Source organism: Lichenibacterium dinghuense (assembly GCF_021730615.1).
GTDB lineage: Bacteria > Pseudomonadota > Alphaproteobacteria > Rhizobiales > Beijerinckiaceae > Lichenihabitans > Lichenihabitans dinghuensis.
Map to the genome: position 1 here is coordinate 4,902,867 of NZ_JAJLMN010000001.1, position 14,634 is coordinate 4,917,500.

Genomic DNA, 14,634 nt, shown 5'->3' on the forward strand with positions numbered 1-14,634 from the left:
AGGCCGGCGAAGGCTCCCTCGTCAGGCGGTGAGCTTGAGGCCCTCGTTCTGGGGCTCGGCCGGGGCCTCGTGCTTGCCGGCGCCGCCCTTGCCGGTGTCGTCCGCCTTCTCCCGCGGCACGGTGCCGGAGTCCTCGTGCGCGGCCTTCACGCAGGCCGTCACGGCGTCCTTCAGGTTGGACGCGTAGAGGTCCGCGCCGACGACGTTGCGGATGCGCTCGTCGTCGAAGTCGCCGCCGTCGGCCGGCCACAGGCCGACGAGGATCCGGGCCTGCGGCAGGCGGGTGCGAAGGCGCCGCACGAGGTAGTGCAGGCCCGACGGGCTGCCCGAGATCTCGAGGTAGGAGATGCAAACCATCGCCACGCCGGACGTGTCGAGCGCGCCGATCGACTGGCGCGAGGCCGCGCCGTAGCCCTCGACGCGCGCGCCGAGCCCGTGCTTGCCGAGCAGCTGCGCCAGCATGGCCGAAGCGGCCTCATCAAGCGGCCCCTTGCCGGCGATGCAGAGCACGGGATGCTCGCCCCGCCAGCTCGCAGCCAGGGCGTCGCCCTCCGGCGCGTCGGGCTTGGGGGCGGAGGGGGTCGGCACCTCGCGCTCGGCGATCGTCGCCTCGGCCCGCGCGGCGGCCTTGTCCTTGGGATGGGGGTCGCGGTCCTCGTGGGACGCGAGGTCGCCGATCAGCGCCTTCACGTTGTCGTTGATCTTGTGAACCTTGTCGGCCGGCAGGGCTCCGCGCAGCGCGTCGTTGGCGGCGAGTTGGAGGCCCTTCAGCGCCACCTCGTCGTAATAGGCCGTGAGCGAGCGGTCCTTGAGCAGCGTTTCGGCCTGGGCCTGCGTCTCGTCCGGGTCGTCGGCGAGCATGCGCTGGTAGAAGTTCTCGACCGGCGTCAAGGCAGGGCGGTCGCCCAGCATGACGTCGAAGAACTCCAGGCGCTGCACGTGCCGGCCCAGCACGACGAGGCAGAGCGTCAGCGGCGTCGACAGCAGCAGGCCGACGGGCCCCCACAGCCAAGTCCAGAAGATGGCCGCGATGACCACCGCGGCGGGCGACAGGCCGGTGAGGTGGCCGAAGATCATGGGCTCGAGGAACTGGCCCGTGATCGTTTCCACGACGAGGTAGAGCCCGATCACCTCGATGACCTGCGTCCAGCCCGGGTCGACCGCGGCGGCCAGCGCGGCCGGCAGGACCGCGGCGATCACGGGCCCGATGTAGGGCACGAAGCGCAGCACCGCGGAGGTGACGCCCCACAGCGCCGCCGACGGCACGCCGATGAAGTAGAGGCCGACCGTCGCCACCACGCCGAAGGAGGCGTTGATGGCGAGCTGCGACAGGTAGTAGCGGCCGAGGCGGTGTCCGGCGTCGTCGAGCGCCACCGTGGTGCGCTGGAGGTCATTCGAGCCGAACAGGCGGATCATGCGGTCGCGCAGGTCCTCGCGCTGCATCAGCACGAAGATCGTCACGATCAGCACGATGAACAGCGTGGCGAGCGGGCTCAGCACCGGCTCCAGCACGGTCTTGGCCAGCTCCATCGCGGAGGTCGGCGGAGGCTCCACCTGGACGAGCTGCGCCTTAGGCGCGTTGGACGCGGCCTGGGCGGATTCCTCGTTGGCCGCGGCCGGCGTGCGGCCCATCTGAGCGTCGAGCCGCTGCGTCAGGCCGCGCAGGCGTCCCGTCGTCATGGTCTCGACGGCCGACACCTTGCGCTTGATGGTGGCCTGGTATTGCGGGATGTCGGCCGCGATGCCGGCCACCTGGGTGCCGATGACGCCGGCGATGCCGGCCACGACCCCGATGGCGATCAGCACGGCCAGCAGCACGGCCGCGACGTGCGGCAGGTGCCAGCGCTGGAAGCGCGACACCAGCGGCGCCAGCATGAAGGACAGGATCACCGCCACGGTGATGGGCAGCAGCACTTCGCGGGCGAAATACAGCGCCGCGATGACCACCACCGCGACCGCGAGCGACAGGAGGCCGCTGAGGCCGGGGGTCTCGGCGGGCGCCACGGCGGCGGGCGCGCGCGTCGTCGAATCAGGTTCACTCATACGTCGGTACTGCTCGAAGGCCGGAGAAACGGTCTGGCTCCGAGGCCGCAACGCGTCATCGCGTCGTAAGATCCTGACCCGGCCGGGGCCGCTGCGGCCTCAAACCAGCAGGAAAACGCAGACGAGTGATGCTTTTTTGCATGGAACCCTTGCGGATCCGCGTGCAACGTGCTCAAAGCAGCGTCAACAAAGACACGACTTCGCTCAATCCCGCGGCTTCGACGGCCGCGCGGACAAAAAAAGACCGCCCAGCGGGCGGCCCGAAGTCTAGGGAGGAAACGCCCAAGAAGGGCACGTGACGCCTCAGCGCCACGTCCGACAATTTATGCCGATCCTGACGGATGGCAAGGCGGGATCCGCGTCCGGGCGTCGATCCTCGCGGTGTGTTGCTTTCCAGCAACGGTCAGCCCCCGCGGCGGCGCGGTCCCTCGACGAGACGCACCACGGCCCCGCGCAGCGTTCGGACGTCCTGCTCGCTCATCCCGATCCGGTGGAAGATGTTGCGCAGGTTGCGCCGCATCACCGGCTGCTTGCCGTCCGGCCGGAAGAAGCCGGCAGCCTCCAACTCGCCTTCCAGATAGTCGAAGAACGACAGGACGGCGTCGCGCGTGGCCGGCGGCGAGCGTTCGACCGCGCCGAAGGGCAGGGCGGCCGCGCCGGCCTCGGCGCTCTGCCGGCGCCACTCGTAGCCGACGAGCAGCACCGCCTGGGCGAGGTTCAGCGACCCGTAGGCGGGGTCGACCGGGAAGGTCACCACGGCGTCCGCCAGCGCCACCTCGTCGTTGTCGAGCCCGGTGCGCTCGGGCCCGAACAGGAGGCCGCGCGCCTCGCCCGCCGCGACCGGGCCCGCCCAGGCCGCCATGGCCTCGTCGGGCGCCAGCACGGGCTTGCCCTGGCCGCGCTCGCGCGCCGTCGTGGCGTAGACGGCGGTGAGGTCGGCGACGGCTTCGCCCACCGTGGGGAAGACGCGGGCGCCGTCGAGGACGTGGATCGCGCCGGCGGCGGCGGCCACCGCCGTATCCCTGTGCTCGTCCGTGCGGGGCCAGCCGTTCTTGGGCGCGACGAGGCGCAGGTCGGACAGGCCGAAGTTCGCCATGGCGCGGGCCGCCATGCCGACGTTGACGGCGAGTTGCGGCCTCACCAGCACGATGGCGGGCCCGCCCCGCCCCGGCGTCTTCGTGCCGTCCGTCCCAGCGCCCACCACGATCGCGAACCTCCGAACCCCGGCCGACGTCGTTTCGCGAAGGGGCGGGCGCTGTCAAGGCGCTCCCAACGTGACGCGGGCCGCATGCATGGACGCCCCCCGGCAGACCTGTATGATCCGGCCCGAGCGCCCCCAGTCCTCAAGTCGCGGAAGCCGTCCCATGCCCTTCGCCCTCTCGTCCCCGGCCGGGCGCCTCGGCGCGGTGGCCCTGGCCCTCGCCGCGCTCGCTACGGCTCCGGCCCGGGCCAAGGGGACCGACTCCCTCGCCGACCTCGCCGCCTCGGTCACGGACGCGGTGGTCAACATCTCGGCCGCGCAGGTCACGGAGGAGAGGCAGGCGAGCGCCGCGCCCAAGCCCGCGCCCGGCACGCCGCTCGACGACCTGTTCCAGGACTTCTTCAAGCGCCAGCTCCAGAAGAAGGGCGACAAGGGCGGGGACGACGACGCGCCCCGCGGCCGGCGCGCCAACTCGCTGGGGTCCGGCTTCATCGTCGACCCGGCCGGCATCGTCATCACCAACAACCACGTCATCGAGGGCGCCAACGACATCACGGTCATCCTCACCGACGGCACCAAGCTCAAGGCCGAGGTGGTGGGCAAGGACAGCAAGGTCGATGTGGCGGTGCTGAAGGTGAAGCCCGCGCACCCGCTGCCCGCCGTGCCGTTCGGCGACAGCGACAAGATGCGGGTCGGCGACCCCGTGATGGCGGTCGGCAACCCCTTCGGGCTCGGCGGTACGGTGACGGCCGGCATCGTGTCGGCGCGCAACCGCAACATCGACAACGGCCCATACGACAACTACATCCAGACCGACGCGGCCATCAACAAGGGCAACTCGGGCGGCCCGCTCTTCGACATGAAGGGCGAGGTGATCGGCATCAACACCGCGATCCTGTCGCCGACCGGCGGCTCGATCGGCCTCGGCTTCGCGACTCCCTCCGACACCGTGCTGCCGATCATCGACCAGCTCCGCGAGTTCCACGAGGCGCGGCGCGGCTGGCTCGGCGTCCGCATCCAGCCCGTCACGGACGACATCGCCGAGGCGCTGAGCCTCGGCGCCCCGCACGGCGCGCTGATCGCCGGCATCGACGAGAACGGCCCGGCCGGCCCCGCGGGGCTGAAGAAGGGCGACGTGATCGTGCGCTTCGACGGACACGACGTGCACGAGTCGCGCGACCTGCCGAAGTTCGTGGCCTCCGCACCGGTCGGCAAGGACGTCACGGTGTCGATCCTCAGGGACGGCAAGCCGCAGGACCTGACGGTGAAGCTCGGGCGGCTCGACGCGCCGGTGAAGGCCAATGCCGCCGTCGGCGCCGCGGTGGAGCCGCCCAAGCCCGCCGTGAGCCAAGCCTTCGGGCTCGGCTTCGTGCCGCTCGACGAGGCCTTCCGCAAGCGCTACGGCGTGAAGGACACGGTGAAGGGCGTCGCCGTGACGACGGTCGATCCGGGCTCGCCGGCGGCCGACAAGCTCAAGGCCGGCGACGTCGTGGTCGAGGTCAACCAGGTGGGCGTCGACGACCCCGCCGACGCGGCCGCCAAGATCAGGGCCGTGAAGGACGCGGGCAAGAAGACCGCGCTGCTCCTCGTGTCCAACGCCGGCGGCGACGTGCGCTACGTGGCGCTGTCGGTGAACTGATGTGGGCGAGGGGGCGTCGGTCTACATCCTGCGGTGTTCGGACGGCAGTCTCTACGTCGGCATCACGCGGCGGAGCGTCGAGGAGCGGGTCGGCGAACACCAGGACGGGCTGACCATCGGCTACACGCAGGCGCGGCGGCCGGTGGTGCTGCTTCACTCGGAGCATTACGAACGGGTTGACGACGCCGTCGCAGCCGAGCGGCGGATCAAGGGATGGTCCCGCGCCAAGAAGGTGGCCTACATGGCGGGGAAGTTCGACGCCCTGCGGGAGTTCGCTGTCCGGCGCGGGAAGAAGCGGGACGGTGGTGCGTCCTTCGACACGGGCCCTTCGGGCCCGGCTCTGGATGAGGGAGATGGGAGAGGTCGACCGCCTTGATGGCCGATCTCCTCGACGCCCCTCATCCTGAGCCGGCCGCGCAGCGGCCGTGTCGAAGGACGCACGACCGGACCGCTGCTATCCCTGGACCGCCGCTTCAGCTCCGCCGCTGCGCGGTGAAGCGCGCCGCCTCGGCGAGGTTGGCGGCGCGGTCGCGGGGGAAGATGTCCAGCGCGGCGACGGCTTCCTCGGCCAGCGCGTCGCGGCGGCGCTTGGCGGCGTCGAGGCCGAGCGCGGCCACCAGCGTGGCCTTGTTGCGGTCGGCGTCCTTGCCGGCGGCCTTGCCGAGAGTCGCCGCGTCGGACTCCGTGTCGAGGATGTCGTCCGCCACCTGGAAGGCGGCGCCGAGCGCCACGCCGTAGCGCTTCAGCGCGTCCCGCTCCGCCGGCGAGGCCTGTCCGAGGATGGCGCCCGCCTCGACGCCGAACAGCAGCAGCGCGCCGGTCTTCATCGACTGCATGCGCATCACGAACGGCGCCTCGTGCGGGGCGGTCGCGCGCTCGGCTTCGAGGTCGAGCGCTTGGCCGCCCACCATGCCCCCGAGGCCCGACGCGCGGGCGAGGCCGAGCACGAGCGCGGCGCGCACCGTCGGGTCGGAGTGGGTCGCCTCACCGGCCATCACGTCGAAGGCGTAGGTCAAGAGCGCGTCGCCGGACAGGATGGCGGTGGCCTCGTCGTAGGCCTTATGGGCGGTCGGGCGCCCGCGGCGCAGGTCGTCGTCGTCCATCGCCGGCAGGTCGTCGTGGACCAGCGAATAGCAGTGGATCATCTCCAGCGCGGCGCCGGCCCGCAGCGGGCCTTCCCCCTCGACGCCGAACAGCCGCGCGGTCTCGACCACCAGGAAGGGCCGCAGCCGCTTGCCGCCGCCGAGCGTGGAATAGCGCATGGCGTCGAGCAGCCGGTCGGGCCGCACCACCTCGCCGGGCAGCGCCTCGGGCGACAGGAGCCGGTCCAGCGTCATCTCGACCGCGTCGGCGACCGACCTCAGGCGTCCGTCGAAATCCGAAGTCGCGTCGGTCGGCATAGGGTCACTCCGAGAGGGGGGCGTCCAGCGGCGCCGCACGAGGGTGCCGGGCTTTTGGCCGCTCACCGCCGGAGGGTCAAGCGCGACGCCCGATCAGGGTTGAGCCGGGACGGTCCGCAGGAACAGGAGCTGGGCGATGCCGGCTTCGCGCCGCTCCACCGCCTCGAACCCCGCCGGGACGGCCACGGCGGCGCCGGCCGCCTCCTCCAGCACCAGCAGGGCGCCTGGCGCGAGCCAGCGCCCGGCCGCGAGCGACGCGAGCGCGGCTTCGCCGAGGCCCCGACCGTAGGGCGGGTCCAGGAAGGCGAGCTCGAAGGGCGCGGCCTGCACGTCGCCGAGCCGGGTCGCGTCGCGCCGGAAGATGCGGCACAGGCCCGCGACGCCGAGCGCCTCGACGTTGTCGCGGATCAAGGCGCGGGCTTCCGTCCCGTCCTCGACGAAGAGCGCGTGGGCGGCGCCGCGCGACAGGGCTTCGAGGCCGAGCGCGCCCGTGCCGGCGAAGAGGTCGATCACCCGCGCCCCAGCCACGGGGTCGCCGTAGCGGTGCGCCAGCACGTCGAATAGCGTTTCGCGCAGGCGGTCCGAGGTCGGGCGCGTCGCGTCGCCGGAGGGCGCCCGCAGCGCCCGGCCCCGGAAGCGCCCGCCGACGACCCTCACGGCCGGCCGCGGGGCGGCTTACCGGAAGGCTTGCCGCTGCCGGGCGCGGAGCCGCGGGGCTTGCCGCCGGAAGGGCGGCCGGTCGGCTTGTTGCGGCCCGTCGCGGGCCGCTCCGAGCCGAAGCCGCCGGGGCGCCCGTTGGGCTTGCCGGACGACGGCCTTCCGGATCGTGCCTCGGCGCCGGAGCCGCCGGGCCGGGCCGCGCGCGGCCGCTCGTCGCGCCGGTTCGCGCCGTCGCGGAAGGGCTTGTCGCCCCGCTCGCCGCGGGGCTTGTCCGCGCCCTCGGCCCGGCGCGGATCGTCCGCGCGGGGATTGCGGGGCCGGGCGGCGAAGCCCGTGCCGCGGGGTCGGCTGTCCGCGCCGGACCGCTCGCCAGCGGGGCGTTCGCCGCGCGGCGCGAAGCCGTCCCGCTCGCCGCGCGCCTTCGGGTCGAAGCGCCCGGCGCGGGGGCCACGGGGCCGCTCGGCCGCTTCCTCGCCGAAGCTGTCGCGGCGGGGCTTGAAGCCGAAGCCGCCGCGCGCCGGACGGGCGCCGTCGGCCTCGGCGCGGGTCTTCTGCCGGCCCGCCACGTAGTCGCCCTTCTCGGCCGCGAAGCGGCGGGCGTTGCGGCTGTCGCCGCGGGCGGCGCCCTTGGCGACCGGCACCACGCGCTCCACCGCCACGGTGCGGCCGCGGCGGTCCGCCGTGGCGCTCCGCTCCGTGCGCTTGCGGCCCTCACCGGCCTCCTCCTCGCGCGCGGCGCGGAGCGCGCCGACGTGCGGGCGGGGCGCGCCAGGGGTCGAGCGGCCCGGCCGCGGCGGGGCCACGCCCTCGTCGGCGCGGTATCCGCGTCGGGGCGCTTCCTCGCGCGCGTCGAGGTCGACGCCGGCCTGGGCCGCGAGCGCCGGGCCGAGCTGCTCGCGCAGCACGCGCAGCGGCACGGCCTCGACCGCGCCTTCCACGAGCTCGCCGAGCTGGAACGGCCCGAAGGACACGCGGATGAGGCGCGTCACGGCGAGGCCGAGCGATTCGAGCACGCGCTTGATCTCGCGGTTCTTGCCCTCGCGCAGCCCCATGGTGAGCCAGGCGTTGGCGCCCTGCACGCGGTCGAGCGTCGCCTCGATGCCGGCATAGTCGACGCCGTCGATCGTCACGCCGGCCTTGAGCGCGTCGAGCCGCGCCTGGTCGACCTCGCCGTTGGCGCGCACGCGGTAGCGGCGGAGCCAGCCCGTCGCGGGCAGCTCCAGCACGCGCGCGAGGCCGCCGTCGTTGGTCAGCAGCATCAGGCCTTCGGTGTTGATGTCGAGCCGCCCGACCGACACGACGCGCGGCAGCCCGTCCGGAAGGTTGTCGAAGATCGTCGGCCGCCCTTCCGGGTCGCGCGCCGTGGTGACGAGGCCGCGCGGCTTGTGGAACAGGTAGAGCCGCGTCTGGTCGCGCTCGGGCAGGGGCTCGCCGTCCACCGTGATGCGGTCGCCCGGCATCACGTTGAGGGCCGGGCTGTCGATCACCGCGCCGTTGACGGCCACGCGCCCGGCCGCGATCCAGCCCTCGGCGTCGCGGCGCGAGCAGAGGCCCGCGCGGGCCATCACCTTGGCGATGCGGGCGTCGTCCTTGGGCGGGGCGGGCTCGGCGCCGCGGGTCAGCGCCGCGCCGCCGCGCGGCTTGTCGCCGGGTCGGCGCGCGTCGTCGTGTCGGTCGTCGCGGCGGCGACTCTCGTCGCGGCCGGAGGGGCGCGGCCGCTGCCCTGCGGGCCGTTTCGGCGGCTTGGTGGTGTCGGTCATCCGGGCGTGATAGCAGGGCCGGCCCGCCTCGGCCACGCCCGCGCGGCTGATTTCGGCGCGAGCCGACGAGGCAGGATCCCCGAGTCGATGCGCCCCGACCCCTTCGACATCGCCTTCGCGGAGGCCCGGGCCGCCGCGGCGCGCGGCGAGGTGCCGGTGGGCGCCGTCATCGTGCGCGACGGCGCTGTACTGGCCGCGGCCGGCAACCGGACGCTGGAGGACCGGGACCCGACGGCCCATGCGGAGGTCCTCGCGATCCGGGCCGCCGCCCGCGCGCTGGGCTCGGAACGGCTGACCGGATGCGACCTCTACGTCACGCTGGAGCCCTGCACGATGTGCGCGGGGGCGGTCTCCTTCGCGCGGCTCCGGCGCCTCTACTACGCGGCCGAGGATCTCAAGGGCGGCGCCGTCGACAACGGTGTGCGCTTCTATGCCAGGCCGACCTGCCACCACGCGCCCGAGGTCTACGGCGGCATCCGCGAGACCGAGGCCGCCGACATGCTGCGCGCGTTCTTCAGGGCGCGCCGGGCGGGGTAGGGCGCGTCACCACTGGCCGAGCACGGCCGCGATCCGATATTCGGCCGACACGGCCCCGAGCAGCAGGAGCGCCGCCAGGACGACGGCCGACACGGCCAGAGTCGGGCCTGCTGGTCCACGCGCGACCGAGGCGACGAGTCGTGCGGCATCCAGCGCCAGGGTTCTCGGTTTTCACGGCATCCTGCCTGCCGTTGAGCGCTTCGCGCAGGATGTGATCACGCCGAGCGCGTTTTCGGGCAGGAGCTTCGAGGACGGAGACACGAGGCCCTCTATTCGTCGTCCGCATCAGACCGCTCTGCGATGCGGCCTTCGATGTTAGCCCGTCCACATGGGCCATCTCTCCCGACGCTGCTCGACCGACTGTAGGGGTTGTCCCGCAGGGCGGCTCGACTGCGGCGGGAGTGCCGAGCGAGAGGAGGAGCCCAAGGCCGACATGCTTTGGTCACCCAGAGCTTCGACGCACCGGACGGCTGTCACACAGCAACCTCGGAGGGGAGGGGCCTTTTTCCGACGCTCGGTCTGTCGACTTGTTGATCGGGGCACGGCCACGCTCGTTGCAGCTCTTCGACCGATCATCTTTGGATCGCGCCGGTTCAGGCATCGTCCTGGAAAGATCACAAATCTCCGTTGCCGACCCGGGGGACGTCGATTGCAGAGGGACCGTCGCATCGAAGGCCGAGCCACCCTGCCATGCTTTCCAGCTCCGCCCGCAGCGCCTCAGCGTTCTCCGGCCTCGGGCCCGCCTCCCAGTGCACGCCCTTCACCACCAGCCGTCCCGCCGCGCGGTCGGCCTTGAGGTCGACCCGCGCCACCAGCCGATCGCCACTGAGGAAGGGCAGCACGTAGTATCCGTGCTGGCGCAGCTCGGCCGGCACGTAGATCTCGATGCGGTAGCGGAAGCCGAACAGCCGCTCGGCGCGGGACCGCTCCCACACGAGCGGGTCGAAGGGCGCGAGCAGCGCCCGCGCCGACACGCGCCGCGGCACCCGAGCTTCGGCGTGGAGGTAGCCGGGCTTGCTCCATCCCTCGACCGCCACCTCGCGCAGCCGGCCGGCCTCGACCAGCTCCGCGACCGCGGTCCGCGCCTCCTCGGGGCGGAGGCGGAAATAGTCGCGCAGGTCGCCGGCGCTCGCGACCCCCATCGCGCGCGCCGAGAGATCGACGAGCGCCCTGTGCGCCTCGCCCTCGTCCGGCGTCGGCAGGGCCAGCACCGCCGCGGGCAGCACGCGCTCGGGCAGGTCGTAGACGCGCTCGAAGGTTAAACGACGGGTCGCCGTGGTGAGGTGCCCGGCCCAGAACAGCCATTCGAGCGCGCCCTTGGTCTCGCCCCAGCCCCACCAGCCGCCCTTGCCCCGGCCGTCCTCGAAGTCGCCGGCCGACATCGGCCCCTCGGCGCGGATCCGCTCCAGCACCGCCATCGCGGCAGGCCGCAGCTCGCCCGCGTAGGGCCTGAGCCGACCGTAGCAGCCGATCCCGCGGTCGGCCCGCGCCATGCGCCAGCGGAAGAGGGGCTGCAGGGCGAGGGGAAGTAGCGAGCATTCGTGCGCCCAATACTCGAACAGCTTTCGGCCGCGCCGCGCCCCCCACGCCGCCTCTTCGAGCAGGCCGCGGTCATAAGGGCCGAGACGCGAGAAGGCCGGCAGGTAATGCGCCCGCACCAGCACGTTGACGCTGTCGACCTGGTGGAGGTGGAGCCGCTCGATCGTGGCGGCGAGCGCCCGCGCGGTCACAGCGCCTGGGACCGGCCGCGCGCGGCCGAAGCCCTGTGCGTGGAGCGCGACCCGCCGCGCTTCCGCCGCCGACAGGCCGTCCATGCCTATTTGGTCCCGAACATCCGGTCGCCGGCGTCGCCGAGGCCCGGCACGATGTAGCCGTGGTCGTTCAGCTTCTCGTCGACCGCCGCGGTCCAGATCGACACGTCCGGATGCGCGGCGCGCAGCTTCGCCACGCCCTCGGGCGCGGCCAGCAGGCACACGAAGCGCAGCTCGCGGGCGCCGCGTTTCTTCAGGAGGTCGATGGCCGCGATGGCGGAGTTGGCGGTGGCCAGCATCGGGTCCATGACGATGGTCAGCCGGTCATCGATGTCGGCCGGCGCCTTGAAATAGTATTCGACGGCCTGCAGCGTTTCGGGGTCGCGGTAGAGGCCGATGTGGGCGACGCGGGCCGAGGGCACGAGGTCCAGCATGCCGTCGAGGAAGCCGACGCCCGCCCGCAGGATGGGCGCGAAGACGAGCTTCTTGCCCGAGATCCGCGGGGCCATCATGGGCTGCAGCGGCGTGCGGATCTCGACCATCTCGACCGGCAGGTCGCGCGTCACCTCGTAGCAGAGCAGCATGCCGATCTCGTTCAGCAGCTGCCGGAACCCCTTGGTGGACCGCTCCGCGTCGCGCATCAGCGTCAGCTTGTGCTGCACCAGCGGGTGGTTGACGATCGTGACGTTGTCCATGGCGCGGCCCCGCGGTTTCGGTTCGTTTCCGCCTAACACGCGCCGCGGGGCGCCGGAACCGGGGCCCGGCGCCGCCCGGCCGGGTAAAAACTTGGACAGGTTCCAAGGTGATATGCCGCAGGGGCGAACCCGCAGGTGTGTCGGCCGCGTTGAATGCAAGTTCCGGCCTGCCGTCACGCAGGGTCCGGCCCCTCCGCCGTCACGCGGGAAGGATCACATGGACGAAGAACACAGGCCCTTCCGGGTCTCGCGCCGCACGCTGCTGGAAGGCACCGCGGCACTCGCCGTTCTGGGCAGCGTCGCTCCGGAGCTGGCGCGGGCCGAAGCCGCCCCGGCACCGGCCGCCGCCGATGCAGGCCTGACGGTCCGCATCCCCGTCACCCTGTCGGTCAACGGACGGGCCTATCCCCTGCAGCTCGATCCGCGCACGACGCTGCTCGACGCGCTGCGCGAGCACATCGGCCTCACGGGGTCGAAGAAGGGCTGCGACCACGGCCAGTGCGGCGCCTGCACGGTGCTGGTCGACGGCCGCCGCATCAACGCCTGCCTGTCCCTCGCCGCCATGCACGAGGGCGACCAGGTGAAGACCATCGAGGGCTTCGCCACCCCGAACGCGGCGGGCGGGCACGACCTCCACCCGATCCAGGCCGCCTTCGTGCACCACGACGGCTACCAGTGTGGCTACTGCACCTCGGGCCAGATCTGCTCCTCGGCCGGCATGCTGGCGGAAGCCAAGCGCGGCGCGCCGTCCTTCGTCACCGCCGACCTCACGGCCGACGCCAGGCTGACCGACGCCGAGATCCGCGAGCGCATGAGCGGCAACATCTGCCGCTGCGCCGCCTATCCCAACATCGTCGCGGCCATCAAGGACGGCGGCGGCGTCGGCCCGGACGGGGAGATCGCGCTGTGAAGGCCTTCACGTTCCAGCGGGCCGTGACGCCGGCCGAGGCCGCGCGGGCGGTGGCCGCCAAGCCTGGCGCCACCTTCATCGGCGGCGGCACCAACCTGCTCGACCTCGCCAAGCTCGAGGTCGAGACGCCGAGCCACGTCGTCGACGTCAACCGCCTCGGCCTCGACAAGATCGAGGGCACGGCCGACGGGGGCCTGCGCATCGGCGCTTCCGTGCGCAACAGCGACCTCGCGGCCGACATGCGCGTGCGCCGCGACTACGCGGTGCTGAGCCGCGCGTTGCTGTCCGGCGCCACCGGCCAGCTGCGCAACAAGGCCACCACGGCGGGCAACCTGCTGCAGCGCACGCGCTGCTACTACTTCTACGACGTGACGAAGCCCTGCAACAAGCGCGAGCCCGGCTCGGGCTGCTCGGCGCTGGGCGGCTTCAACCGAATCCATGCGATCCTCGGCGCGTCGGACAAGTGCATCGCGACGAACCCGTCCGACATGTGCGTCGCCATGCGGGCGCTCGACGCCACCGTGGAGACGCTGCAGCCCGACGGCGCCACCCGCGCGATCCCGATCGAGGACTTCCACCGCCTGCCGGGCTCGACCCCCGAGGTCGAGACCGTGCTCAAGCCGGGCGAGCTGATCACGGCCGTGACGCTGCCGAAGCCCGTCGGCGGCACGCAGATCTACCGCAAGGTCCGCGACCGCGCCTCCTACGCCTTTGCGCTGGTGTCGGTCGCCGCGATCGTCCACGCCGATCCGGGCGGCAAGGTCCGGCAGGCCCGCATGGCCTTCGGCGGGCTCGCGCTGAAGCCCTGGCGCGTGCCGGCCGCGGAAGCCGCGCTGGTGCAGGGCTCCGGCCCGGCCGCCGCAGAGGAGGCGGCCGACGAGGTGCTGCGGGGCGCCCGCGGCTTCGGTTCCAACGACTTCAAGATCCCGCTGACGCGCCGCACCCTGCGGTCCGTCGTGGCCGACGTCACCCGAGCATGATCCGCGGAAGGCGCCCGCGCTCCTCCGATCAGATCATGCTCAAGGCAATCCGCCTCCGCGCTTTGTCCCCGATCGGGCGGTCTCGCCCGATCGAGGAGCGCGTCGAGGCCTGAGGGGACATCCCATGATCGACATGACGCACCCCATCGGGGTCACACCGCTCGACACGATCCAGGACGGCGTCGTCGGCCAGCCGCTCGACCGCGTCGACGGCCCGCCGAAGGTCACCGGCACCGCCACCTACGCCTACGAGTACAAGGAGCCGACCGGCATCGCCTACGGCTACCTCGTGCCTTCCGCCATCGCCAAGGGCCGCATCGCCTCGCTCGACACCGCGGTGGCTTCGAGCATGCCCGGCGTCGTGGCGGTGCTGACCTACCGCAACGCGCCGAAGCAGGGGAAGGAGAGCCAGCAGGTCAGCCCCGAGCTCGTCGACGACAGGATCACCCACTACGGGCAGGCCGTCGCCTGCGTGGTGGCGGACACCTTCGAGCAGGCCCGCGCCGCCGCCTATGCGGTGGAGGTCGGCTACGCGCCGGACCCGGTCAACGCCGTGCTGGGCGGCAATCTCGACCGCGCGGTCAAGCCGAAGGACCGCGGCACCACGCCGCCGGACACGTCGTCGGGCGACGCCGGGGCCGCCTACGCGACGGCGCCCGTGAAGGTCGAGGTGCAGTACACGACGCCGCTGCAGACCCACGCCATGATGGAGCCGCACGCGACGCTGGCCTACTGGCGCCGCGGACAGCTCATCCTGTTCACCGCCAACCAGATGCTGAACCGCGGGCAGGCCATCCTGGCCTCCGTGCTCGACATGCCGAAGGACAACATCCGCCTCGTCAGCCGCTACGTCGGCGGCGGCTTCGGCGCCAAGCTGACGCCCCACTCGGACGCCGTGCTGGCCGCGCTCGCCTCCAAGGTCGCGGACCGGCCGGTGAAGCTGGCCTTGACGCGCCAGCAGGTGTTCCACTCGACCTTCCACCGCTCGGACACGATCCAGCGCATCCGCCTCGGCGCGACGCCGGACGGCAAGCTCGTTTCGGTGTCCCACGATTCCT

The 14,634-nt window shown here is 72.7% G+C and carries 13 protein-coding genes (1 of these 13 cut by a window edge); 6 read left to right on the forward strand and 7 right to left on the reverse strand.

Annotated features, from left to right (window positions below; translation table 11 throughout):
* Nucleotides 1-21: 21 nt before the first annotated feature.
* Both L7N97_RS23525 and L7N97_RS23530 read right to left on the reverse strand, forming a co-directional pair.
* Nucleotides 22-2,043: an AI-2E family transporter gene (locus tag L7N97_RS23525; protein WP_237480680.1), complete on the reverse strand. Its 2,022-nt coding sequence runs from the start codon at nucleotides 2,041-2,043 to the stop codon at nucleotides 22-24.
* 403 nt (nucleotides 2,044-2,446) lie between these two features.
* Nucleotides 2,447-3,247: an RNA methyltransferase gene (locus tag L7N97_RS23530; protein ID WP_237480681.1), complete on the reverse strand. Its 801-nt coding sequence runs from the start codon at nucleotides 3,245-3,247 to the stop codon at nucleotides 2,447-2,449.
* 160 nt (nucleotides 3,248-3,407) lie between these two features.
* On the opposite strand from L7N97_RS23530, the gene L7N97_RS23535 reads away from it, so the two are divergent.
* Nucleotides 3,408-4,883: a Do family serine endopeptidase gene (locus L7N97_RS23535; RefSeq protein WP_237480682.1), complete on the forward strand. Its 1,476-nt coding sequence runs from the start codon at nucleotides 3,408-3,410 to the stop codon at nucleotides 4,881-4,883.
* Between the two features lies 1 nt (nucleotide 4,884).
* Nucleotides 4,885-5,259 (forward strand): GIY-YIG nuclease family protein, encoded by a 375-nt coding sequence (locus L7N97_RS23540; protein WP_237480683.1) that lies wholly within the window; start codon nucleotides 4,885-4,887, stop codon nucleotides 5,257-5,259.
* Nucleotides 5,260-5,356: 97 nt separating this feature from the next.
* Here L7N97_RS23540 and L7N97_RS23545 read toward each other — a convergent pair whose 3' ends face one another.
* The 3 genes from L7N97_RS23545 to L7N97_RS23555 form a co-directional block, all read right to left on the reverse strand.
* A complete protein-coding gene (locus tag L7N97_RS23545) occupies nucleotides 5,357-6,283 on the reverse strand; it encodes a polyprenyl synthetase family protein (RefSeq protein WP_237480684.1) in 927 nt (308 codons plus the stop codon).
* A 93-nt stretch (nucleotides 6,284-6,376) separates the two neighbouring features.
* Nucleotides 6,377-6,940, reverse strand: a complete 564-nt coding sequence (rsmD, locus tag L7N97_RS23550; protein ID WP_237480685.1) for a 16S rRNA (guanine(966)-N(2))-methyltransferase RsmD — start codon at nucleotides 6,938-6,940, stop codon at nucleotides 6,377-6,379.
* Entirely contained in the window at nucleotides 6,937-8,703 is a 1,767-nt protein-coding gene (locus L7N97_RS23555) for a pseudouridine synthase (protein ID WP_237480686.1), read from the reverse strand. The genes rsmD and L7N97_RS23555 overlap by 4 nt, the downstream gene beginning before the upstream one ends.
* Before the next feature lie 87 nt (nucleotides 8,704-8,790).
* Here L7N97_RS23555 and L7N97_RS23560 point away from each other — a divergent pair, with 87 nt between their 5' ends.
* Nucleotides 8,791-9,240 (forward strand): nucleoside deaminase, encoded by a 450-nt coding sequence (locus L7N97_RS23560; RefSeq protein WP_237480687.1) that lies wholly within the window; start codon nucleotides 8,791-8,793, stop codon nucleotides 9,238-9,240.
* A gap of 614 nt (nucleotides 9,241-9,854) precedes the next feature.
* Here the strand turns inward: L7N97_RS23560 and L7N97_RS23565 are convergent.
* Nucleotides 9,855-11,054, reverse strand: a complete 1,200-nt coding sequence (locus L7N97_RS23565) for a winged helix-turn-helix domain-containing protein (protein ID WP_237480688.1) — start codon at nucleotides 11,052-11,054, stop codon at nucleotides 9,855-9,857.
* Between the two features lie 2 nt (nucleotides 11,055-11,056).
* On the reverse strand, nucleotides 11,057-11,686 hold the full coding sequence (gene upp / locus L7N97_RS23570; protein WP_237480689.1) for a uracil phosphoribosyltransferase: 630 nt from the start codon (nucleotides 11,684-11,686) through the stop codon (nucleotides 11,057-11,059).
* Between the two features lie 217 nt (nucleotides 11,687-11,903).
* Here upp and L7N97_RS23575 point away from each other — a divergent pair, with 217 nt between their 5' ends.
* From L7N97_RS23575 to L7N97_RS23585, 3 genes are all read left to right on the forward strand, one after another.
* Nucleotides 11,904-12,596 (forward strand): 2Fe-2S iron-sulfur cluster-binding protein, encoded by a 693-nt coding sequence (locus tag L7N97_RS23575; RefSeq protein ID WP_237480690.1) that lies wholly within the window; start codon nucleotides 11,904-11,906, stop codon nucleotides 12,594-12,596.
* Nucleotides 12,593-13,576: an FAD binding domain-containing protein gene (locus L7N97_RS23580; RefSeq protein WP_237480691.1), complete on the forward strand. Its 984-nt coding sequence runs from the start codon at nucleotides 12,593-12,595 to the stop codon at nucleotides 13,574-13,576. Before L7N97_RS23575 ends, L7N97_RS23580 begins: the two co-directional genes overlap by 4 nt.
* 127 nt (nucleotides 13,577-13,703) lie before the next feature.
* A protein-coding gene (locus tag L7N97_RS23585; RefSeq protein ID WP_309242872.1) for a molybdopterin cofactor-binding domain-containing protein crosses the window boundary here: on the forward strand, nucleotides 13,704-14,634 show its start. Its footprint extends 1,325 nt past the window's final position; 931 of the gene's 2,256 nt are visible here — the first part of the coding sequence; its start codon is at nucleotides 13,704-13,706; the stop codon falls past the right edge of the window.